Consider the following 21,788-nt stretch of genomic DNA (forward strand, 5'->3'; position numbering starts at 1 on the left):
AAGGTAGCACTGTTGAGTGCTACCTTACTGCGTTCAGCATTACTTACGAATGGCATTACATTGGGCGCAAGATTGTTGCAGTAATTCGACGAATAAACGTGTTGCAGGCCCTGTACGTTCCCCCTTACCAAAGATGGCGTACATATGGAAATTACGCTCACTGCCTGATTCTAAGTCCAAGCGCTGTAAGCGACCGCTCTCCAATGCATCTCGCAGATCTGCTATGGGTAACCAAGCAAAGCCGATGCCAGAAGCCACCACTTCTAGAGCGGACTGCACGCTGGACACCGTCCAACGGCGATCAGCCCCAAGCCAGCCTTCATCCACTGAGTGCTCGCGACCCGAATCTCGGATCACCACTTGCAACTCTTGCTTAAGGCGTTCATTGCTAATCTTTCCTTCCTCTTTAAACAGCGCGTGATCGGGAGCGGCTACCGCAATCATATCCACTTCAACGATGGGATCGGCCAAGTAGCCTTTTGGAACGATGCCACTGAGTACCAAATCAGGGGAGCCCGTGGCTAAGGTATCTAGCGCACCGCTAAGCACTACCTCTTTCAGCTGTACTTGGGTACCTTGACTCTGGGGTTCAAAGGCGCGTAAAGCTCGAAGCAGGGCAGGGGTTGGGAAGGCTTCATCTACTACAAGCTCGATCTCAGGTTCCCAGCCTTGACCGAGAGTGTGCGCCAACTCTTCTAATTCAATCGCTTCTTTGACTAGATGACGCGAGCGTCGCAGCAGCACTTCGCCACGTTCGGTCAATTTGGCTTTGCGGCCATCAATGGTAAGTAATGGGTAACCAAGTTGTTCTTGCAGTTTGGCAACCGTGTAACTGATAGAAGACTGGCTTTTGTGCAGAGCTTCCGCAGCCTGAGCAAAGCCACCCTTGTCGACCACCGCCTGCAGCACGCGCCATTGTTCCAATGTCACTCTTGGTGCTTTCATAGAGAATCTTCCGCTGTTTTATGAGTTGTCTATTTTTATATCGTATTTTTCGATATAAATCGTCAAAAACTTCCGCTTTTTTATCAGAAAAACTGGCTCTAATATGTATTCATCGAATGAATTTGAAGCAATGCTTCACAAAAATATTAGGAGACTCATCATGGCAACTCTATTACGTATCGATTCCAGTGCATCAGGCGATAACTCTAAATCTCGTCAACTAGCAGACGCGTTTGTGGCGCAATGGTTGGCAAAGAACCCAGAAGGTCAAGTAGTCGTTCGCGATGTCAACGCCAACCCACTACCACACTTCACAAGTGAAACCTTGGGCGCACTGTTTACCCCAGAAGAAGAACGTACTGCTGAGCAAAAAGCGATTGTAGCAATTGGCGATGAACTGATTGATGAGTTGGAAGCCGCTGATGTTGTTGCAGTGAGCGCGCCGATCTACAATTTCAGCATTCCGTCGACGCTAAAATCTTACTTTGACTACGTGGCTCGCGCTGGCCGTACTTTCAAATACACAGAACAAGGCCCAGTGGGTCTAGTGAACAAAGATGCTTACATGTTCTCTGCAAGTGGTAGCTTCTTGGAAAACACACCATACGATCACCAATTACCTTACGTAAAAACTTTCTTAAACTTTATCGGCTTGAACGTGAAAGATGCGTTTGTAGCGGGTGGTCAAGCGTTGGGTGAAGACGGTGAAAAAGCCTTCAGTTCAGCGAAAGATCGCATTGCTGAAGCGGTTTAATCTTGGCTCAGTAAGCTTGCAGCGGGGTAGCACCAAAAGTGCTGCCCCGCTTGCGTTTAAGTTGGGGGAATTAGAACAGAACAGTGGTTTCTGGTAGCTGTCGTGCAAAGGCCTCTCTGAGCGCTTGCTTCGCATGGCTTTCTCCATGCACAAGATGGATGGTGTTGGGCGGCTTACGCATCCGTTTAGCAAAGTTGATTAAATCCTGCTGTCCTGCGTGCGCAGAATAACCTCCGATCTGCCATATCTGCGCTTTGATCTCACAGTGTTCTCCATCCAGCATCACATAACCATCGGCTTTATCATGATAAGTAAGTAGGTCTCGTCCGGGCGTACCTTGCGCTTGATAACCCACAAAGATGACATCATTACGCTCATCCCCAAGCAGAGCTTTTAAATAATTAACAATACGTCCCCCAGCACACATACCAGAGGCGGCAATGACGATTGCAGGGCGTTTTTGTTGTGCCAAATAGGCTACGGTTTGCTCATGCAATTCATGGCTATCAATGGTCGTTAATTGCTCAAAGCTTAGCGGATGCCGTCCTTGTTTGACTCGTCGTATTGCTTCTTTATCCCAATAGGGTTTCAGAGCACGATAGACCTCAGTGAACTGACTGGCTAACGGTGAATCAACAATAATGTCCAAGTCTTGCCACGTTAGTATCTGACCCGTGGCTGTATGACTGATAGCTTGCTTTGGGTGGTCATAAATAATGCTTTCAATCTCGTACAGCAATTCTTGGGTGCGACCAATGGAAAAGGCTGGAATCAACACTACACCACCATCAGCGAGAGCTTTTTCCATCGACGCTTTAAGGCGCTGACGTCGATGATGGCGGTCTTCATGGTTACGATCGCCATAGGTGCTTTCAAGGACCAACTGATCAGCTTTATAAGGTGACTTTGGCGCGGCTAACAAGGGAGCATAGGGAGCGCCTAAGTCCCCAGAAAAAATCACATCCCAAGGTTTGTCTTTTGCCGTCTCTTTTAAACGCACTGTGACATAGGCTGAGCCAAGAATATGACCGGCTGGACTTAGCTTAATACGACAGCTTTGCTTACTGTCAGGCAGTGGCAAGTCAAACCATTGCTGATAATCCAACGCCACCAGCTGGTCTTGTAAGCGCATCAAGCAGGCTTCAATAATGCCTCGATTACGAGTGACACCGACTTTTAAGGCGTCTTCAATCACCAACGGTAATAACTTAGCACTGGGTTTTGAGCATAAGATCGGCCCCACAAAGCCAGCCGCTAGCAGATAGGGAAGTCGTCCCACATGATCTATGTGAACATGGGTGACGACGAGTGCTTGAGCGTTACTGATATCAAATTCGATGGCAAGCTGCTCATGATGGGCACCATTTTGCGAGGTTTCGGCACCCTGAAATAAACCGCAATCGACCAGCAAACTATGATGCTCATCGATCAAAAGTTCATGACAAGAACCCGTTACGCCATCCTTAGCGCCGTGGTGTGTTATTTCGTACATACAAGTCCTTATGCTGTTGAATTCTTGATAAAAATTAAGGTTAGCACAAAGTATTGAGAGCCCTATATGACTTACAGCATAAGCCTTTAACTGGGTTATGGTGATTACTTGTCAAAATTATTATGACAAAACAAATTGCGACAGAACTGAACACAAGGTCTAATACCGCTTAATTACAGATGACAGCTAAATATTTGGGATATTGCTTTATGACACAGGATATTGTGATCCTTGCCGCAGGTAAGGGAAGTCGAATGAAATCTGCCTCTTCTAAGGTGCTTCATAAACTCGCGGGGGAAGCGATGGTGCGTCGCGTACTGGCGACCGCCAGTGGCTTAAGCAATGCCCAGTTGCATTTAGTAGTCGGTCATCAAGGTGAACAAGTCGCACAAGCTTGTCAGGATTTTTCTGCCAATATCGTTTGGCAACATGATCCGCAAGGAACCGGTGATGCTTTGCGTCGTGCAGCTCCTTCGTTAAGCGAAAACGGCACCACTCTTACCCTATATGGCGATGTGCCTTTGATTCAGCGTGCGACCTTAGAGCGCATGTTGTCTCTGTCGAATGACAATACCTTGGTGCTGCTAACCATCAAATTGGACAACCCATTTGGTTATGGACGTATCGTGCGTAACGCACAAGGGGCTGTGACCGCTATCGTTGAGCAAAAAGACGCTAACTCTGAGCAACTGCTGATTGACGAAGTGAATACTGGCATCTTGCTGGCGCCAAACGCCAAGCTACAAGGCTGGTTGGCAGCGCTTACCAACAATAATGCCCAAGGGGAATACTACCTAACGGACATTATCGCTATGGCGGCCGAGCAGGGTGTTGAAATTGTCACGGTGCATCCTGAGCAAGAATGGGAAGTAAGCGGCGTTAACGATCGCGTGCAATTAGCGGCACTTGAACGTGTATGGCAACAGCAACAAGCCGAAGCGCTGATGCGTAATGGTGCCACCCTAATGGATCCAAGCCGTATTGATATTCGAGGTGAACTGGTTACTGGCCAAGACTGTGTCATCGATGTGAATTGCGTGTTTGAAGGTAAAGTCACCTTGGGTGAAAACGTGGAGATTGGCCCCAACTGCGTACTGAAAAACTGCACCGTGGCCGATAATACGGTAATCAAAGCCAATACCATGATTGAAGAGAGTGAAGTGGGTGCAAGCTGCGACTTGGGACCGTTCGCTCGTCTACGTCCAGGAACTGTATTAGCCAATAAAGCCAAGATCGGTAACTTCGTTGAGACCAAAAAGGCCCATATCGGCGAAGGCAGCAAAGTAAACCACTTAAGCTATGTGGGCGACACGACCATGGGCGCAGGTGTCAATGTTGGCGCGGGTACCATTACTTGTAATTACGATGGCGTGAACAAATTCCAAACCATCATTGGCGACGGCGTATTCGTTGGCTCCAATTCTGCCTTGGTGGCGCCAGTAGAAATTCAAGCAGGAGCCACTATTGCTGCGGGCTCGACCATTACCAAAACGGTCGCCGAAAATCAGCTGGCCTTTGCTCGGGCAAAACAAACCAATAAAGACGGTTGGGCGCGTCCGACCAAGAAGGAGAAATAATATGTGTGGTATCGTCGGCGCAATTGCTCAACGTAACGTAGCAAAAATCCTATTAGAAGGCTTATCTCGTCTTGAATACCGTGGTTATGACTCGTCCGGTGTGGCGATCAATAACGAAACCGGCGTGCGTGCACACCGTGCCGTAGGTAAGGTTCAAGCTCTGAAAGATAAGTTCGAAGCCATTCCTCTAGACGGCAAGCTCGGTATTGCTCACACCCGTTGGGCGACACATGGCAAACCAACCGAAGCCAATGCCCACCCGCATTTCTCCGGTGACGACTTAGCTTTGGTGCATAACGGTATTATTGAAAACCACGAAGTTCTGCGTCGTGAACTGATCGAGTTGGGATATGAATTTCGCTCACAGACAGATACCGAAGTGATCGTTCACTTAATCCACCATGCCTTGAACACTGAGCCAGATTTTCTGCAAGCGGTGAAAAATGCCCTGAAGCGTCTACACGGAGCCTTTGCCATCGCTGTGACGCTAAACGATGAAAATGAGCGTCTGATTGCGGCCCGCAAAGGCAGCCCATTGGTGGTGGGTGTCGGTATCGAAGAGAACTTTGTGGCTTCCGACCAGTTAGCACTGTTGCATGTCACTGACCAATTTATCTTCCTTGAAGAAGGGGATGTGGTGGAGTTATCACGTGATGCGGTGACGATTTACGATGCCAATGATCAGGTTCAAGAGCGTCCGATCAACGTGTTTAATCACAATGTCGACGCCAGTGATAAAGGTGAATTCCGCCATTACATGCTCAAAGAAATCTACGAGCAGCCTAAAGTGATTGCCGCTTGTTTAGAAGGTCGTATCAGCGATGATCGTATATTAACCAGCTGCTTTGGTGCGGATTCTGCTTTTCTGAAAGACATCGAAAACATCCATATCGTGGCCTGTGGTACCAGCTATCACGCGGGTATGGTGGCGAAATACTGGATTGAAGATCTAGCAAATATTCCGTGTACAGTGGAAGTGGCCAGTGAGTACCGCTACCGCAAGGTCGCAATACCAAAAAATACCTTGTTCCTAACCCTGTCTCAGTCCGGTGAAACGGCGGATACGCTGGCTGCACTGCGTATGGCGAAAGAGCTCAACTACCTAACCACTTTAGCCATCTGTAACGTACCGTCTTCGACATTGGTTCGTGAATCGGATCTTACCTTACTGACCAATGCCGGCGCAGAAATTGGTGTTGCTTCCACCAAAGCCTTTACTACTCAGCTAACGGCGCTGTTGATTACCTCGATTGCTATTGCCTCGGAAAAAGGCGAGTTAAGTGCAGAAAAACAGAAGGCTTTGGTGACGGCATTGCGATCATTGCCTGCTTACGTCGATGCGGCGATTAAGCAAGACGAAGCTATCAAGCTGGTCTCGGAACAGTTTGCCAACAAACACAATGCCTTGTTCCTAGGTCGTGGCCCGATGTTTCCGATTGCTTTAGAAGGTGCGTTAAAGTTAAAAGAAATCAGCTATATCCACGCGGAAGCTTATCCTGCTGGCGAGCTTAAACACGGCCCCTTGGCGTTGGTAGATGAAACCATGCCGATTATCACCGTTGCTCCCAATAACCAGATGCTTGATAAACTGAAATCGAACTTACAAGAAGTGCGTGCCCGTGGGGGAGAGTTATTTGTCTTTGGGGCGAAAGAAACAGGCTTTGAGCAAGCAGAAGGTATCCATTACAACGAAATCCCTTGGGTGGAAGAAATCTTAGAACCCATTGTACATACTATCCCATTGCAGCTGCTGTCGTATCACGTTGCAGTCGTGAAAGGCACCGACGTGGACCAGCCAAGGAACTTGGCAAAATCGGTAACGGTTGAATAGGCTTAGAGCTTAATCTCGACAACTTAGATTGATCATAACCCCAGGCCCTCTGCAACTTTTTAAAAGTTTGCAGTAGGCCTGTGGCAATTGGTTTAATACTTCAACTAGCGTTTAGAAGAATAATTTCTGCGGTATTGATTACCGGAAGTTGTCGGTGTTCATGAGATGCTAAATCAAACCAAGCCGTGCGCAGGATTTGTAAAACATCACCATGAGAAACAAGAAGGATCGTCTGATTTTTATGAAGCTCTTCTAGCCTTTCGATGGCGGTAATAGCTCGTCTAAACACCTGTTCCGTGGTTTCTACTCCGTTGTCGAGTTCATTGGGGTGAGCTGCATCCTGCTGCCATACGTGTTCGTAATGATCGTCACTACATCCATCTAAGTGACCAAAGAAACGCTCGCGAAGTAAAGGCTCACATACGGGAGAGGGCAGGGAAAGTAACTGGGTTACAAGTAGGGCTGTTTCTTTAGTCCTCTGAAAATCGGAACAATAAACCTGCTGAAACGTTGGGCCACGATAGCTTTTTAATGAACCGATTATTTGCTGTCTTCCTTGATCTGATAAACCGTATTGTTGGCAACCAATATCAGGGTGGCTGACAATCTTACCTGCTACATTGGCTTCACTTTGCCCATGTCTCATAATGTAGTAGCGGTTATGGTATGGCATATTTTATTGCTCTTGAAACTAGCGGTGGATCTTTGTTTTAACCTCTTAGAACAAAGATCCTCCGCAATAGTAGATGTGTAGCTAGATTAGTTTTTTACGAATTTGTACCACGACAATTTCAGCCAGAATGACCACGGCGAAGATGGCAAGTAACGCCATGGCAACGCGTTGCCATTCGAAGAGGTTCATTGCGTCATTTAACACCACACCAATCCCTCCCGCACCAACTAGCCCTAAGACAGCTGACTCTCGGACATTTATGTCCCAACGGAACAATACAATACTGAAGAATGCGGGCAGGATTTGAGGCCAGTAGCCTTTCAATAGAACCGAAGCCCATGATGCTCCCGTCGCACGTAATGCTTCGATAGGACCCATGTTTATCTCTTCTATGGCTTCTGCTAATAGTTTGCCAACAAAGCCAACCGACCGAAAAGCAATAGCCAACACGCCAGCAATGACTCCGGGGCCGAATATGGCCACGAATAGTAACGCCCAAACTAATGAGTTGACTGAACGGGATGACACTAGGAAAAATCGCGCAATCCAATGACTAAATGGGGAAGAGACGACATTGCTAGCATTCATCAGTGCTAAGGGTAGTGCAAATATCAGTGTGACTAGAGTCCCCAGCGTAGCGATATTTAGCGTTTCAATCATAGCGTCATGGACGGATATTGAATAAAAGGCGAAGTCGATGGGCCACATCCGTGTAAACATGTCTGCCATTTGCTCAGGAGCGTCGTAGAAAAACTCAGGAATGACTTCTACTGTACGGATCGATTGAAGCAGGGCAATCAATAATATTAAATAAACCGAATAACGCGACAACTTTTGTTTTAAAGTAAACCGTTGCCAATGAGAGTGTGTAGTGGTCATTTTCGTATCCTCATTGGATTATCTAAATATGCGTCGGACGATGTTGGAAAGAAACTCTCCAAACATAATCAGTGCAATAATGGTGATTAAAATAGCGGCAACGAAATCGTAGTCGAAGCGTTGAAAGGCCGAAAACAGAGTGCCTCCAAGCCCCCCTGCTCCGACAATGCCCACCATCGTGGAGTTACGCAGGTTAGAGTCCAATTGGTAGGTGGAAAATCCAATAAAGCGTGAGAACACCTGCGGCATCACTGAGAATAAAATTAGGCTTACAAAACCCGCGCCTGTGGCACGTATCGCTTCTACTTGTTTTAGGGAAATCTCTTCAATAGCTTCAGCAAATAGCTTCGCAATAAAGCCGATAGAGGCGACCACTAATGTTAATATTCCTGCCAAAGCACCGAAACCAACACTTTTCACAAACAAGATGGCGATGATCACCGGATGGAAAGTTCTGCATAAAGCAATCAAGCCGCGCATGGGGATCGTCACCCAACTAGGCATTAAATTACGGGCCGCAAAAAGTCCTAGGAAAAGTGACAAAAAAATCCCTGTAACACTTGCGATGATAGCGATTTCTAAGCTTTCAGCTAAGCCACTGAGCAGTAGTTCCCAACGCTCGAAATTAGGCGGGAACATGCGATCAAACAGCTGGCCAGCATGGCCTAAGCCCTCAGAAAAACGAGTCCAACTAAGTCCCATTGTTTGAACTGAATAAATGAGATAAACGGCGACTAGCGCCCAAAGTCCAGTAATTAACCAGTTTCTTTTGAAGGGATTATCTAGATGTTTTGAAGCGTTTACACCAGCCATGATTCGCCTCCATAAATTTGTTTCAGATGGTCATCAGTAATGCCTTCAGGCGCACCATCGTAAACAACGATGCCGTCACTCATGCCGATCATTCTCTTGGCAAAGCGGCGTGCTAGGTTGACGTCATGGATATTGACGAGAGTGGGGATATTTTTCTCTTCGGCAAATTTTTCCAGCAGTTCCATGATTTCGACCGCTGTTTTGGGGTCTAGAGATGACGTTGGTTCATCGGCCAACAGAATATGAGGATCCTGCATAACTGCCCGAGCGATGCCTACTCGCTGACGTTGGCCTCCAGAAAGACTGTCTGCACGTTTATTCGCGTGTTCTGTGAGTCCAACGGCTTCTAATAATTGAAAGGCCATGTCTATGTCATCTTGACTAAATTTGCGACGCCAAGCTTGCCAAGCAGACATGTATCCTAAGCGACCGGTTAACACGTTTTCGATAACTGAGAGACGCTCTACTAAGTTATATTCTTGGAAAACCATTCCAACATGTCTGCGAAGCTGTCTTAGTTGACGACCTTTTGCCAAACACAAATTTGATTGATGAAAAATGATTTCACCTGCGGTGGGTTCAATCAGTCGATTGATGCAGCGTAATAGGGTGCTCTTCCCCGTTCCTGAAGGGCCAATAATCGCAATGATACCAGGGGTGTTTATCTCGATATTGATGCCCTTTAAGATCGGTTTTCCTGGAATATATTCTTTTTGCAGCCCTAGGATTTTTAGAGCATTGGGAGCATTAGAAATGTCGGTGGCGGCTGTCATAGCAAGTTCCTTTAAGCAAAGAGGTCCCATACCGCTTAATCCGTAAGCGATATGGGAAGAGTTATGTTAGGGAGAAAGGAGAGAGTATCTCCTCGACGCGGAATTAAGCGGCTTAGTTAGTGCTTTGCATCGCTTGCTTTTTAGCGGCTGCAGCGGCTGCTTTGGCGGCATCTGCTTCGGCGAGTTGTTTTAGCCCCGTTTTTGTATACGCCGTACCAGAAGCATGCGCAATGTCGCGAATGACTTTCCAGTCTTCTTTATAGGTAACAGGGTAAAAACGATCTGCTCCGCCAAAGGTTTTCTGCATATCCTCAGAGAATCGGAAGGTATCAAAGGCATATTTAATCTTCGCGACTAAATCTGGGTGAAGATCGTGTGCATAACCGAAAGCAGACGTTGGGAATTTAGGGCTTTTGTAGATGATGCGAAAATCATCTTGCTTAATACGGCCACCCTCAACCATACGGTTAAAAACATCAGACGCTACGGGAGCTGCATCGTAGTCACCAGCTAACACGCCCATAATAGATTGGTCATGCTTACCTGAATACTTTACTTGATAGTCTTTATCTGGAGTGATGCCGATGTATGGGAACAGGGCTCTTGGTGCTAAGTTGCCGGAGTTTGAAGACGCGGATGTATGAGCAACAACCTTGCCTTTCAGGTCTTCCATTGTGTGTATGCCACTGTCAGTGCGAGTAATCGTAATCAGGTTATAACCCTGAAAACCATCTGCAGTTCCTTTAACCGCAATCGGTACATAGCCCCCTAAGTTCACGGCATACCCTGTTGGTCCCGTTGAAAAGCCTGCAATATGCAATCGGCCAGAGCGAATCGCTTCCACTTCTGCGGCGTTAGAGTGAACCGTGTAGTAGATAACTTTTTTACCCGTGACGTCGCTCAAGTACTCTTGGAAGTCATGAAACGCATCTTTGTAAACCGCTGGATCTTCTACCGGGGTATAGGTGAACACCAGAGTGCTTGGATCGCGCCATTGGGATGGATCCTTAGGGCTGTCTGCAACAAGATCATGATCTTCATCGCAGAATTTCTCGTCGAGTACACCGCGTGAAGAACAGTCATCAGCTAGAGCAGTGTTTGTTCCGAGGAGCAAAGATCCAGAAAGAATCAGGCTAGTAAGCAGCTTTATTGACATTAGTAATACCTCTTTTGACATTGTTTTTATTGTTATCACCGGTCGGGAGGAGCCGTTGCCGGAGATGGGTTGCTCGGTTTGTGCCCAGAGTCCCATCAGAGTTGCAAATCAGATACCAATCTTTAAATCATTAATAAAAACATAAGGTTAGTTTGTTTTTGTGTTGGTTTTTATGATTATTGAGACAACTATGTCCAATCAAAAAAGTGACAATGGGTCATATTTGTCCATTCTCTTCGGTGCTGCGAAAGTTCTGTTTGTCCAGCTGGTGCTTTTTCATTTTTCTATAAAGCGTTTTCCGAGAAAGGTCGAGTAGGTCTGCTGCTTCGTGAAGTTGTCCCTGCGCAGCTCGTAGTCCTTGTTCTAGAAGCTGTCGTTCGAATTGATCCATGCGTTCTTCGTAGCTACACCCTACGGAATCGTCATTACGTTTGAGAGAGGCTAATGATGTTTCACTGATGCCCAGTACAAACCGATCGGCTGCATTCTTGAGCTCGCGCACGTTACCTGGCCAAGTGTGTTGCAATAAATGCGTTATGACATCTGATTGCAACTCTGGTAGTGGACGAGAAAAATGCTCAGCCGCCTTGCGTGCATAATGATGAAACAGAGGCAATATGTCCTCAGGCCTATCTTTGAGTGGAGGAATGGTCAAGCTGGCGACATTCAGACGATAGAATAGATCCTTACGAAAGCGTCCCTCCTCGCCAAGTTGTGCGAGATCGTCTTTACTGGCTGCAATGACGGTTAATGAAACAGGGATGGACGTGGTGCTGCCTACTCGCTCAATGGTTCTATCTTGTAATACTCTTAGTAATTTAATCTGAACTGACATGGGCATTGTTTCAATTTCGTCTAGAAACAGTGTTCCGCCATTGGCCGCTTCAATTTTTCCGATATGACGCTTGTTTGCCCCAGTGAAAGAGCCTGCTTCGTGACCGAATAATTCGCTTTCAATCAGACTTTCACTGATTCCCCCGCAGTTAATTGCAATGAAGCGTCGATCTGAGCGCTGGCTGAATTGATGTAAGGCGCGAGCGACGACATCTTTGCCAGAGCCTGTCTCACCATAAATGATGGTGTCCACATTGGCTTGCGCGAGTGCAAGGATGTGCTGTCGTATGGTCTTTATCGCAGCAGAATCACCAATAATAAATTCCTTTAAGCCACTTTGCTGCTCAAGGTTTTGCTTAAGTGCGCGGTTTTCTAAGACCAATCTGCGCTTTTCGGTGGCACGTGAAAGCTGATTGATGAGTTGTTTGGGGTTGAGGGGCTTTTCTAGAAAGTCATAAGCGCCATCGCGAACCGCTTCAATTGCCATTGGAATGTCGCCGTGGCCGCTCATTAACAAGATGGGCAGCTCTGGATCCAACAATTGAATTCGAGATAGAAGCGTCAAGCCATCCATCTTAGGCATTTTTACATCGCTTAAGAGTACGACTGGGCTGTCACGGGTTAATGATGCTAATGCTTTTTCAGCATCTGAGAAGCTCTGTATGCGAAAGTCTTCTAACTCTAGCATCTCCGTCAATGCTTCAACGATGGATTGGTCATCGTCGATGATTACTATCCTTATATCCTGATTCATTTTATTGTTCTGCCTTATTCAATATCAGGGTGAAACAACTGCCTTGATTGGGGATTGAGCTGACACGAATCTGTCCACCAAAGTCCTGAATGATGTTGTAACTGATGGATAATCCTAATCCCAAACCTTGGCCAACTTCCTTTTGCGTGAAGAATGGGTCAAATATTAACTCTAATTTGTCAGACTCTATGCCGATACCATTGTCCTCGACATGAATTTCAATATGAGTATTTTTGTCAACAACTTGAATCCGAACTGCTGGTTGCAAGGTCTGCGTAAGGTGATCGAAAGAGGCCACCTCTAGCGCGTCTAATGCGTTGCTTAGCAGGTTAACAAGTACTTGCTCCAAGCGAATAGGCTCGGCTAATACGGTTAATCCCGGTGGGCCAGGGTGGTACTCAAATTGGAATTGCTTCTCTCTAAGGCGGTTGGACATTAGTTCAATGGTATCTTGAATCACATCGTTTACATGAACAGGGGACAACTCGGTCCCGGCTTCCCGAGCAAAGGCCTTTAAATGGCGCGTGATAGACGCAATCTTGTCCAATAAACGCGATATCTTGGCTAGTCCCTCACGCGCTTTATCGGGCTGCTCTTTATCCAGCCGTCGTTCTACACTGTGTAAATAGCTTGCGATCGCTGTTAATGGCTGGTTTATTTCGTGCGTAATTCCAACGCTCAGCTGTCCCAGTGCGGCCAATTTCCCCGCTTGTACTAGCTCGTTCTGTGTTGCTTTGAGTTGCGCTTCGGCTGCCACTCGCTCTACGACTTCAGCCGCCAATCTTTGGTTTGTCTGCTCAACCTGTATGGCTGTTTTTTGGAAGTGTTTCAAATCTCTGGCCATACGGGATACTTCGTCGTCGCCAATAATTCGAATCTGCGTATCCAGTTTTGAGCTAGCGATGGCGCGCATATTTTGTTGGAGTTCTTGTATGCGTTGCAGAACATTACGCTGAACATAGAACCAAGAAATCGCGCCCGCAACGATTAAACTTGCCAGTGAAAGTAACAAGACACTTCGGATGCTAATGTTGATAGACTGAATTGCTTTGTCCAAAGAGCTTTCAATACTGTCGTTTGTCCGGTTGGTGTATTGATTAATTTGCGCAGCCAGTTGCTGTATATGGTTTTGACTGTTCTGCAAATAGAATGACTGCTGATAAAGCAGGTCTAGCTCCTTGTTTTTCATCAGAAACAGTGCTCCCTGTCTAGAGCCGATCTTAATGATCTCGCGTAATTCGCTCAGTGTTTCATCGGGAATATTAAGTGCGTCTGCTTCTTTTTGAATCTCTGTACCAAGGCGCTCTAAATGCAAAAAGGTGTAATCCAGCTCATTAAATGAAGCATCGTTTCTGATCTTTTCTGCCATGCCAGAGAAATAATAGAGGCGACTGATGATCGCCAATGATTCGGACGAAGGCAGTTGATCAATTTGATCAATCAAGCGCTGCAGTCTTGGAAAAGTGATTAACAATGCTTGGATTAATTCGAGGTGAACCTGTTCTCGTTGTTCAACGTTCTGGTTGAGCAAGGTAAGACTGTTGTGAATCTGGGCAATTAGCTCGACGAAATAGCGATTATAATCTGGAAGGTTACGCATCAATTGATCCATTTCATCAATCGCCGAGTTGAGTTCGGCCATTGCTTGAAGGCGCGCAGTATTTGACTCGCTACTGACTAATAAAGGAGCTGTGGCAACAATTAAGCGGCTTTTATCATTCAATCTTGCTGCGGCGTCTAAGCCTGGAATGTCCTGATGCTGAAGCATCTGTAACTTATTACTAAGCTGCAAATAGGTGTTGGTCGCCAGACTGCTGGCGACAATAGTAATAGAAGAAATTAATACAAATGCTAGAAAGAGCCGTCCACCGATGCCTATATGGCGCACCCAATAGTGCAGATTAAGTCCCATTTTATCGCCCTGTTATTATTGTAGTAAGCCAAATGTAATGAAAAAAGGATGCCAGCTTTAGACAACTAAATACAGGCTTTAAAATGAGAGATGGGACAAAAATGTCCCATTGCAGGAAGTTCTTAATCGAAGCTGCTTGAGTTAGAGCTTGTTGTCTTTGGATGACTGAATCAGTTGCACAAAACGACTATCTGTCGTTGCATCACTGAAATGCTTTCAACGATAGAATGCGCTTAAGGCATCACTGATGCTTGTTTGGATTAAATGAAAGTACAACAGATAGCAGCTGTGGGAAGTCAGCATTTAGGCGTTCACACCTCAAAATTAAATACGCAGCTACTTACTTTTTATGTCAGCATTTGGTAAAAACACTGATTGTAAAGTTGAGTAATGTCCTGACGCATGAAGAGGAAATACATGTTCAAAAAGTTGAGGAACCCCCTTGTTGTGTTGGCGGTTTTATCTCTATCTCCTGTTTGGGCAGACTCTTTAGCGGTAGAGCATGACGACGCAATTACTTCTGTTACCCAGTTTGATCAGCAGTTGCTGGATGCTAGTAGCCAAGATTTAGCTATGTATTTATCTAGTATTAGATTAGGTGACTCGCAGAAAAGTATCGACGCATTGTTAGGCACGCCGTACAGCGTAGAGCATTTAACTGACGGAATACGCTGGGACTACAATGTCAGTGTGCCCACTTCTTCCAGTTCATTTGTAGGGTGTCAGTACCGTCTTGAGTTTGGTAACGACAATAGGCTTCGTTCAGCAGATTGGCGCAAGAGCCTTTGTGACCTGCTTTACCAACAGAATGTCTCCCAAGGCTCGGTCAATTCAAAGAAGCAAAAGGTTGAGACATTTTCTTTACTCAGCGACGTTTTGTTTAGCTTTAATCAATATCAACTAAGCGCATCTGGTATTCGTTCGTTAGATAATTTTGTTGAAAGTGTGATCGCGCGTTATCAATCTCCTGTGATCACAATAACCGGCCATACCGATAGTATTGGCTCCGCTGAAGCAAATCTGAGGCTATCCAAATGGCGAGCGAGGGAAGTGGGTAAACGTTTTTTAGAGAAAGGTTTGCTGAATTCTCAAGTTTTGATCAAAGGATTAGGTGAAAGCTCACCTGTTGTTGAGTGTGAGAGTGAAAAGGAAGATAAGGCGTTGATAGAATGTCTTGCTCCAAATCGTAGAGTAGAGATTGAAATCTATGAAGCTTCATAGGTTTCTTGAGTTATTGATTGTTGGTAGTGATAATATCGCCATGTCTGTTTAGCCAGTGTTAGCCCTGTCTAAACGCCCAAAATATCTCTAGACGCTATAGATCGATTAGTAGGAAATTGTCAGTGAGTACGAAGAAAAAACAATTGTTACTAGGCTCCGTGCTAACCGCCTTAGCGCTTCATTTGCCTTATTCTATCGCGCAGACAGCAGTGGATGCGCCGAATGGCTCTGTAATGGAGCAGCCAATCTCAGTTCCCTCACCAACGGATTTAGAAGTAAATCCAGGAGAGTGTTGGGTGTATGGTCAAATAAAACCGCGTGAAGTAGAAAAAACCGTAGCGGTGACGGTAAAGGATTCACATACCACTATTGAAGTGACGCCTGCTGAAATTAAGCGAGGCTACAAACAGGTCGTGACCCGCGAAGGCACGGTAACCTATCGCCTGCAGCCTGCTACCTATAAAAGAGTGGCTGAGCAGGTTTTGGTTCGACCAGAGACGACTCGATTTGTAAAAGTTCCAGCGGTGTATGAAGAGCGTCAAAAGCGTGTTGTGGTCGAAGAAGCTCGAACTGTTATCGAACAATGTAACTCTATTGGCGGTGCGGCTGCTTTCTGTGCCAAGGAGATACCTGCCAAAGAACAATGGGTTAAGGTGCAAGTATTGGTTCAACCTGAGCAGAGTAAAGTTGAGGTAGTGCCAGCTAAATACGAAACCGTGACGAAATGGGTGGTGGATCAGCCAGCAAGAGTGGTTGAGGTTTCACTTGCACCTAAGCTAGAAGAAGTGCCTATAGATGAAGTGGTTAAGCCTGCAAGCGCGAACCCTCGTCAAGTGCCTGCGCAAACTCGTCAGATGCAGCTTAAATCATACTCTGGCAAGCCGAAGATGGTTATGCGTCGAGCGGTTTGTAATGGTGATTTGAATTCTTCTCTTATTTCTAGTCTCCAGCAGCGATTGGCTGATGTGGGCTATAACCCTGGCCCTGTTGATGGCATGTTGGGTGAAAAGACAATTAAAGCATTGCAGTCGTTTCAGGGGGATAATGAGCTAGCTGTTGGAGCCATTACTTTTGAATCGTTAGATTCCTTAGCTGTGAAATATTACTGAATCTATACTATTGTTAGTGAATGATTATTATCAATAAGAAAAGTTAATGTATAGTTGTGCCGAAAGTATTTGCTTTGAGTCATAGTAATCAATGGTATTGGTTGATTGTCTCTTAAGTAGTGATTACATTTCGATAGGTTTTGGTTACATAAGTTAACAAAAACGATCCTATGTGCACGTTTTTTGTGCATTGACGTTGATCATATTATTGGTATGATCAATTGAGTAAAAGTGTTATTTGATCTCTGGAAGAGAGATTTTGTTGGTGGACATGTTTAAGTTTGTTTCTATCTGCCCAGATTTAGGATAAGTCCATGCGCAGGGTAAGATGAACTTCTCTATCATGTTATACAAATATTGTAATAGATCTTTGGATGAGACTATTCGATATAAGCTAGTTAAATGTCTAATAAGGAGTAATCTAAATGCTTACTAAATTATTTGTTAAAATGCAAGCCTTCATGGCTGATCGTAAGGGTGTTACGGCGATTGAATATGCGATTGTTGCGGTTGCTATTGCAGGTATTGCTGCAGCGGTTTTTGGAACTAACGGCGGATTAGAAGATGCCCTTACATCAGCGATGAGTACGCTAAGAGGCAAGATTCCTTCTTAATTGTTGATTGATGGTTTGTTATATGTGCTTCTGTGTGGGATTTTTGCCTTGCTGGTAAAGATCTCACTGGAGGACTATTGTTACAGGCGTGTTAGGCATAGGTATCTGATCGCGCTGCTGCTGATTCTTTTGTCTCTGTGGAGTGTTTTTCCCAATTATGATGTTCTTCCTTACACCTTGGCGATTCTCGTGTCGGGTGTGGTTTTATTTTCCTTGAGGCTGTTAGGGGCAGGTGATACTAAGTTGTTGGTTGTACTGAGTCTTGGTATAGATCCAGCTTTAATACCTATTCTATTGTACGCAACTGTGATATTGGGTTTTCTTTTGGCTGTGGCCTATTTAGTCTATGGCTGTATTTACGATTTATCCCTTGTCAGAGAAAAGGGTATTCCGTATGCAATTCCTATATCCGTATCTGGTGGATGTTGCATTGCTCTTTCGTATATGGACTGGTTCGATATCAATTTTTAGGATGTGAAAATGCGATCAAGATTCTTAATGATAGCGTCGCTAATTTTATTGGGGATCGGGGTAATAGGGGTTTTGTATCTTAAAGCATCATCTTTGAAAGATGCGAAGCCTAGCGAGATGCCTGCAGCGGTCGTTCTGCCAGTTGAAAAAGAATACATAATATGGACTGCTAAGCGTGACATTGGCATTGGCGAAAGCGTTTCTCGGGAAGATCTTCGTCTTGAGAAAATTGCAGAGGCTGACGCATTTGAGCTTGGTATTAAACAAGATGTAGAGATTAATTTTGTCGATGGAATGGTCGCTAGAAAACCAATCTTAGCATTAAAGCCTGTCCTGCCTGAGCATATCATTTCCCCTAATCAAGAAGGCTACTTCAATCTAATTATCGAGCCTGGTTTCGTTCCGGTGTCTTTTTCTATACCAAAAGAGCGTTTACTAGGTGGGCTTATTGAGGCTGGCTCAGCTGTTGATCTGCTTGTGCTAACATCTTCGTCACAAAATCTAACAAGTGGACCCAAAATACGAGATTTATCTAGTGTCTCTATTTCTCCTCTTTTTTTTGGAGTAAAGGTTCTTCAAGTAAAGAAACCTAAACCTGCGTCTAAAGACGTCAAAGAGAAGCTTACAAAGTCTGCTGAGCCTCAGCCAGAGCCTAAAGATGTTACGCTCATACTACAGCTAACTCGTAAACAGGTTGCTAAATTGACCATTGCACAGAAAATTGCTCAGGTGGAAGTTCATCTCTCTAATGGTGAGACGTCGGCATTTGAGCTCTCTGCTGACGCAGGAGATATACTTTCTGATTATAAGTCGGTTCGTGAGTTGCGTGCTCGCAGTGAAACTATTCAATAAGGATATCTCATCATGAAATTTCGAGTTTTTGCGGCCGTATTGTTGTTTTTTAGCGGGTCGCTATCTTGGGCTCAGGATCTAATCAATCTTTCAGAGGGTGATACAAGCATTCTTAAAACAGAGCAAGATATTGGATCTGTTTTTATTACTGATCCAGCGATCGCAGACTATCAGGTTATTGATGAGCATAAAATTATTGTGTTTGGCCGTGGCGTAGGGAAAGCAACAATTGTTCTGTTTAATGATGATGGGGATACATTGCTCCAGAAGCAGCTGGTTGTGAACCGAAGTATGGTTCACATTCAGCAAAACATCGAGATGCGTTACCCTAATGCAGAAGTTGAAATATATAACCTTGGGGATAAAGTAGTTCTAAGTGGGATTGTTGCCACAGAAGAAGAGCGCGATGGTATTTATATTTTAGTAGGTGAGTTGTTAGGGAAAGAATCTGAGAATCAAGATGTTGAATGGAAAGTCGGTGGACAGTCTCTTTCCATGGATTTTATGAGGAAGCGAACGTTTTCCGGTGTTGTGAATAATATAGAAGTTGCTACTACTAAGCAGATTAACGTCAAAATCTCTGTGGCTGAAGTATCTCATAGCTTGATGGAGAACTTTGGTATTGAATTTGGCACTAATGGTGCGGGTATTTTTTCAAGTCCACTTGGGAATTTTGATAGTAGCAGTATTATGCGAGCGATTACTGCTATCAATGATGATGAGGTGGGGCAGATCCTTGCGGAACCAAACCTTTCTGTTATTTCAGGTGAAACTGCTAGCTTCTTAGTAGGCGGAGAACTCCCTATATCAACAGTTCTAAATGATGAAGTTCAGATAACCTACAAAGAGTTTGGTATTCGCCTTGAGATGATGGCAAAGGTTATGCGTGATGACAAAATACGTGTTTCCTTACAGCCAGAGGTAAGCTCAATTGATACTCAGTATGGCGATTCTACATTTAACATACCAGCTTTCAAAACCCGTAGAGCTCGCACTACTGTGGAACTGGGAGACGGACAAAGCTTTGTGCTAGGTGGGTTGCTTAATAATGAAGAGCGTGAACTGCTGCGGAAAATACCTTATATAGGTGATATTCCTATTTTAGGATCCTTATTTCGTTACACGGAAACGGAGCGAAACAAGACTGAATTGCTGATCATTGCAACGGTTAACCTTGTAAAGCCTATTCAGTCAGAGGATATTCAACTACCTACCTTCCAGCGTACAACAAATCTCGAACGGTTCTTCGTATTACCCGAAGACTCATTTTTTCAAAGCATGAAAACTGAAAATAAGCATATAAGTGAAGGTATTTTGGCTGAAGGGGGGTTTAAACAATGATTCTTTCTCGTCAAATAATTCGAATATTTGTTGTTTTTTTAAGTGTCTTTTTGGTCTCCTGTGCTTCGTTTGAGTCGACAAGAAAAGGGCCTTCAATAGATATTTTTCCAGTTTTTCATACATTGTTATTAACGGTTGAAAGAAATCCATTTGAAAAATCTAAACAACAGCTCAATATTTATTTAGATGAATATTCTGAAATTTTAGTTACTCAAAATGTTCAACTGAATTGGTCTAATGAAGCTAGCGAAAGGCTCGCTAACTTTGCAAAGAAGCGACTTATTTCAATGGGAGTTGCCCCTGGCTATATACAAATTAGGAAAGTTAATACCTTAATTGATTCCCACTTTGACTTTGAAATCAAAGTTGTTCAACACCAAGTCGCTGACATTGTTTGTGAAAAATCAAAGACCCAGAATTATTTCTTATCAGATAATGGCTGCTTTACTGAGAATGCTCGCTGGAAAAGTATGGTTGCGCCAGAAAGGATGCTACCAGACCTTGGCCAGTTACAGGAGTAAAGGGTGATGTTTGATTTAGTTGATTCATTAAAGAAAAGCAAGAATCCTGAGCTTGAAGTTGAACAGGAAAAAATTGGCACAGTCCTTTTCTATCAAACAGACGAATGTAAAAAGTTAGTTGAAGAGGCCTACCGATTTGAAGGAATTGCACCGCCTACAGTAAGTAAGAACACAAAAAATGACATTACAGAGCATGTTAGAAAGTCTGAAATAGAGATAGTAATTGTTGAATTAAATAATAGCTCAAATGTTAGTAAAGAAGCAGAGCTAGTTAGTCACTTACTGCCTAATCACGCATCAGTGATTGTCATAGGTAGTGAAGATGCCATTTCTACGATTCGAAACCTGAAGGCTATGGGCTTTTACTATTTGTTTTGGCCGATTACAAAGCAAGAGCTAATAGACTTTGTTCGAAGTGTAAACGATAACCGCAAGCGCAATAGTAACCGTGGACCAGGGCAAAATCGGCGAGCTAAGTACATAAGTGTTGTGGGTGCAAAGGGGGGGGTAGGTGCTACGTTTATCTGTGCAGAGCTATCTTATCTACTAAGTGCGCACAAAAAGTCATCTTGCTTGGTTGTTGATCAAAATTATAGCACTGGTGACCTTGATATAATGATGGGGATCAGGGACTACCAACGTAAGAAGCTACAGCAAGGTGACTTCTCATCTCTTGATGAGGCGTTTGCTCAATCCCTTATATTTCGCCAAAATAATTTACTTTCTATCTTATCTCTAACTTCCGATAACTTAGATAGTAATGCGTTACTAGATTATTCGAATGCAGTCGTTGATCTCTTAGCGAGCGATGTTAACTTTATTATTGAGGATTGTTCTTCTTCGGTTGGATTTAGTATTGAATCAGATCGCTTTGTAAGTCAGTGCGATTGTATCGTTCTGGTTATGTCTCCAACAGTATCTTCGGTACGAGATGCCGCTAGAATGCGAGAAAAGATTCAAAGAATTAATCAGAGCAGTTCGCTTCGTCTAATTCTAGTCATGAATCATACGCTACCTAAGAAAGCACAAACGCTTTCCACCAATGACGCAGAAGTTTTTTTGAAGCAAAAAATCGATATTGAAATACCTTACTGCGAAGAAATATCTTTTTATATCCTAGATGATAAACGAATTGCTAAGACTTCTCTGAAAGCTGCTAAACCGCTAAAGGAGTTGACTTCGGTTGTATTAGGAGAAAGTGCAGAAGTGAAACCTACTAAGCGATCTTTGTTCTCATTTGGCTCTTCGAGTGAAAAGTAGAGTATT

The 21,788-nt window shown here is 44.5% G+C and carries 20 protein-coding genes; 11 read left to right on the forward strand and 9 right to left on the reverse strand.

The annotated features are described in order from the left end of the window. Positions 1-39 precede the first annotated feature (39 nt). Positions 40-945, reverse strand: coding sequence for a LysR family transcriptional regulator (locus ASC49_RS02820; protein ID WP_055461702.1), 906 nt, complete (start codon positions 943-945; stop codon positions 40-42). A gap of 160 nt (positions 946-1,105) precedes the next feature. Between ASC49_RS02820 and ASC49_RS02825 the strand changes: the two genes are divergently transcribed. Beyond that, a complete protein-coding gene (locus ASC49_RS02825; RefSeq protein WP_055461703.1) occupies positions 1,106-1,699 on the forward strand; it encodes an FMN-dependent NADH-azoreductase in 594 nt (197 codons plus the stop codon). Positions 1,700-1,769: 70 nt separating this feature from the next. Here ASC49_RS02825 and ASC49_RS02830 read toward each other — a convergent pair whose 3' ends face one another. Then, on the reverse strand, positions 1,770-3,191 hold the full coding sequence (locus ASC49_RS02830; RefSeq protein ID WP_055461704.1) for an MBL fold metallo-hydrolase RNA specificity domain-containing protein: 1,422 nt from the start codon (positions 3,189-3,191) through the stop codon (positions 1,770-1,772). Between the two features lie 209 nt (positions 3,192-3,400). On the opposite strand from ASC49_RS02830, the gene glmU reads away from it, so the two are divergent. Beyond that, the gene (glmU, locus tag ASC49_RS02835; RefSeq protein WP_055461705.1) at positions 3,401-4,768 is read left to right on the forward strand and encodes a bifunctional UDP-N-acetylglucosamine diphosphorylase/glucosamine-1-phosphate N-acetyltransferase GlmU; all 1,368 of its coding nucleotides are present in this window, start codon (positions 3,401-3,403) and stop codon (positions 4,766-4,768) included. Between the two features lies 1 nt (position 4,769). After that, on the forward strand, positions 4,770-6,599 hold the full coding sequence (gene glmS / locus ASC49_RS02840) for a glutamine--fructose-6-phosphate transaminase (isomerizing) (protein WP_055461706.1): 1,830 nt from the start codon (positions 4,770-4,772) through the stop codon (positions 6,597-6,599). A 100-nt stretch (positions 6,600-6,699) separates the two neighbouring features. Here glmS and ASC49_RS02845 read toward each other — a convergent pair whose 3' ends face one another. The 7 genes from ASC49_RS02845 to ASC49_RS02875 form a co-directional block, all read right to left on the reverse strand. Beyond that, positions 6,700-7,272, reverse strand: a complete 573-nt coding sequence (locus ASC49_RS02845) for a histidine phosphatase family protein (RefSeq protein WP_055461707.1) — start codon at positions 7,270-7,272, stop codon at positions 6,700-6,702. 81 nt (positions 7,273-7,353) lie between these two features. After that, the gene (gene phnE, locus ASC49_RS02850; protein ID WP_055461708.1) at positions 7,354-8,151 is read right to left on the reverse strand and encodes a phosphonate ABC transporter, permease protein PhnE; all 798 of its coding nucleotides are present in this window, start codon (positions 8,149-8,151) and stop codon (positions 7,354-7,356) included. A gap of 18 nt (positions 8,152-8,169) precedes the next feature. After that, complete coding sequence (gene phnE / locus ASC49_RS02855; RefSeq protein ID WP_055461709.1) at positions 8,170-8,964, reverse strand: phosphonate ABC transporter, permease protein PhnE; 795 nt, start codon at positions 8,962-8,964, stop codon at positions 8,170-8,172. Then, the gene (gene phnC / locus ASC49_RS02860) at positions 8,952-9,737 is read right to left on the reverse strand and encodes a phosphonate ABC transporter ATP-binding protein (protein ID WP_055461710.1); all 786 of its coding nucleotides are present in this window, start codon (positions 9,735-9,737) and stop codon (positions 8,952-8,954) included. Before phnC ends, phnE (ASC49_RS02855) begins: the two co-directional genes overlap by 13 nt. Before the next feature lie 112 nt (positions 9,738-9,849). Beyond that, positions 9,850-10,893, reverse strand: coding sequence for a phosphate/phosphite/phosphonate ABC transporter substrate-binding protein (gene phnD, locus ASC49_RS02865; RefSeq protein WP_055461711.1), 1,044 nt, complete (start codon positions 10,891-10,893; stop codon positions 9,850-9,852). A gap of 217 nt (positions 10,894-11,110) precedes the next feature. Beyond that, positions 11,111-12,481, reverse strand: coding sequence for a sigma-54-dependent transcriptional regulator (locus ASC49_RS02870; protein ID WP_055461712.1), 1,371 nt, complete (start codon positions 12,479-12,481; stop codon positions 11,111-11,113). Between the two features lies 1 nt (position 12,482). Further along, positions 12,483-14,393, reverse strand: a complete 1,911-nt coding sequence (locus ASC49_RS02875) for an ATP-binding protein (protein ID WP_055461713.1) — start codon at positions 14,391-14,393, stop codon at positions 12,483-12,485. A 417-nt stretch (positions 14,394-14,810) separates the two neighbouring features. On the opposite strand from ASC49_RS02875, the gene ASC49_RS02880 reads away from it, so the two are divergent. From ASC49_RS02880 to ASC49_RS02915, 8 genes are all read left to right on the forward strand, one after another. Then, positions 14,811-15,614, forward strand: a complete 804-nt coding sequence (locus ASC49_RS02880) for an OmpA family protein (RefSeq protein ID WP_055461714.1) — start codon at positions 14,811-14,813, stop codon at positions 15,612-15,614. A 122-nt stretch (positions 15,615-15,736) separates the two neighbouring features. Further along, positions 15,737-16,723 (forward strand): peptidoglycan-binding domain-containing protein, encoded by a 987-nt coding sequence (locus ASC49_RS02885; protein WP_055461715.1) that lies wholly within the window; start codon positions 15,737-15,739, stop codon positions 16,721-16,723. A 425-nt stretch (positions 16,724-17,148) separates the two neighbouring features. Then, entirely contained in the window at positions 17,149-17,337 is a 189-nt protein-coding gene (locus ASC49_RS02890; RefSeq protein WP_055461716.1) for a Flp family type IVb pilin, read from the forward strand. 24 nt (positions 17,338-17,361) lie between these two features. After that, positions 17,362-17,808, forward strand: coding sequence for a prepilin peptidase (locus ASC49_RS20295; RefSeq protein ID WP_407067169.1), 447 nt, complete (start codon positions 17,362-17,364; stop codon positions 17,806-17,808). Between the two features lie 9 nt (positions 17,809-17,817). After that, positions 17,818-18,660 (forward strand): Flp pilus assembly protein CpaB, encoded by an 843-nt coding sequence (gene cpaB, locus ASC49_RS02900; protein ID WP_082443686.1) that lies wholly within the window; start codon positions 17,818-17,820, stop codon positions 18,658-18,660. A gap of 12 nt (positions 18,661-18,672) precedes the next feature. Continuing rightward, positions 18,673-20,001: a type II and III secretion system protein family protein gene (locus ASC49_RS02905; RefSeq protein ID WP_055461719.1), complete on the forward strand. Its 1,329-nt coding sequence runs from the start codon at positions 18,673-18,675 to the stop codon at positions 19,999-20,001. Further along, positions 19,998-20,522, forward strand: a complete 525-nt coding sequence (locus ASC49_RS02910) for a hypothetical protein (RefSeq protein WP_055461720.1) — start codon at positions 19,998-20,000, stop codon at positions 20,520-20,522. The genes ASC49_RS02905 and ASC49_RS02910 overlap by 4 nt, the downstream gene beginning before the upstream one ends. A 6-nt stretch (positions 20,523-20,528) precedes the next feature. Then, positions 20,529-21,782: an AAA family ATPase gene (locus ASC49_RS02915; RefSeq protein WP_055461721.1), complete on the forward strand. Its 1,254-nt coding sequence runs from the start codon at positions 20,529-20,531 to the stop codon at positions 21,780-21,782. The last annotated feature ends 6 nt before the right edge of the window (positions 21,783-21,788 follow it).

It is taken from the genome of Marinomonas fungiae, assembly GCF_001418205.1.
GTDB classification, from domain to species: Bacteria; Pseudomonadota; Gammaproteobacteria; order Pseudomonadales; family Marinomonadaceae; genus Marinomonas; species Marinomonas fungiae.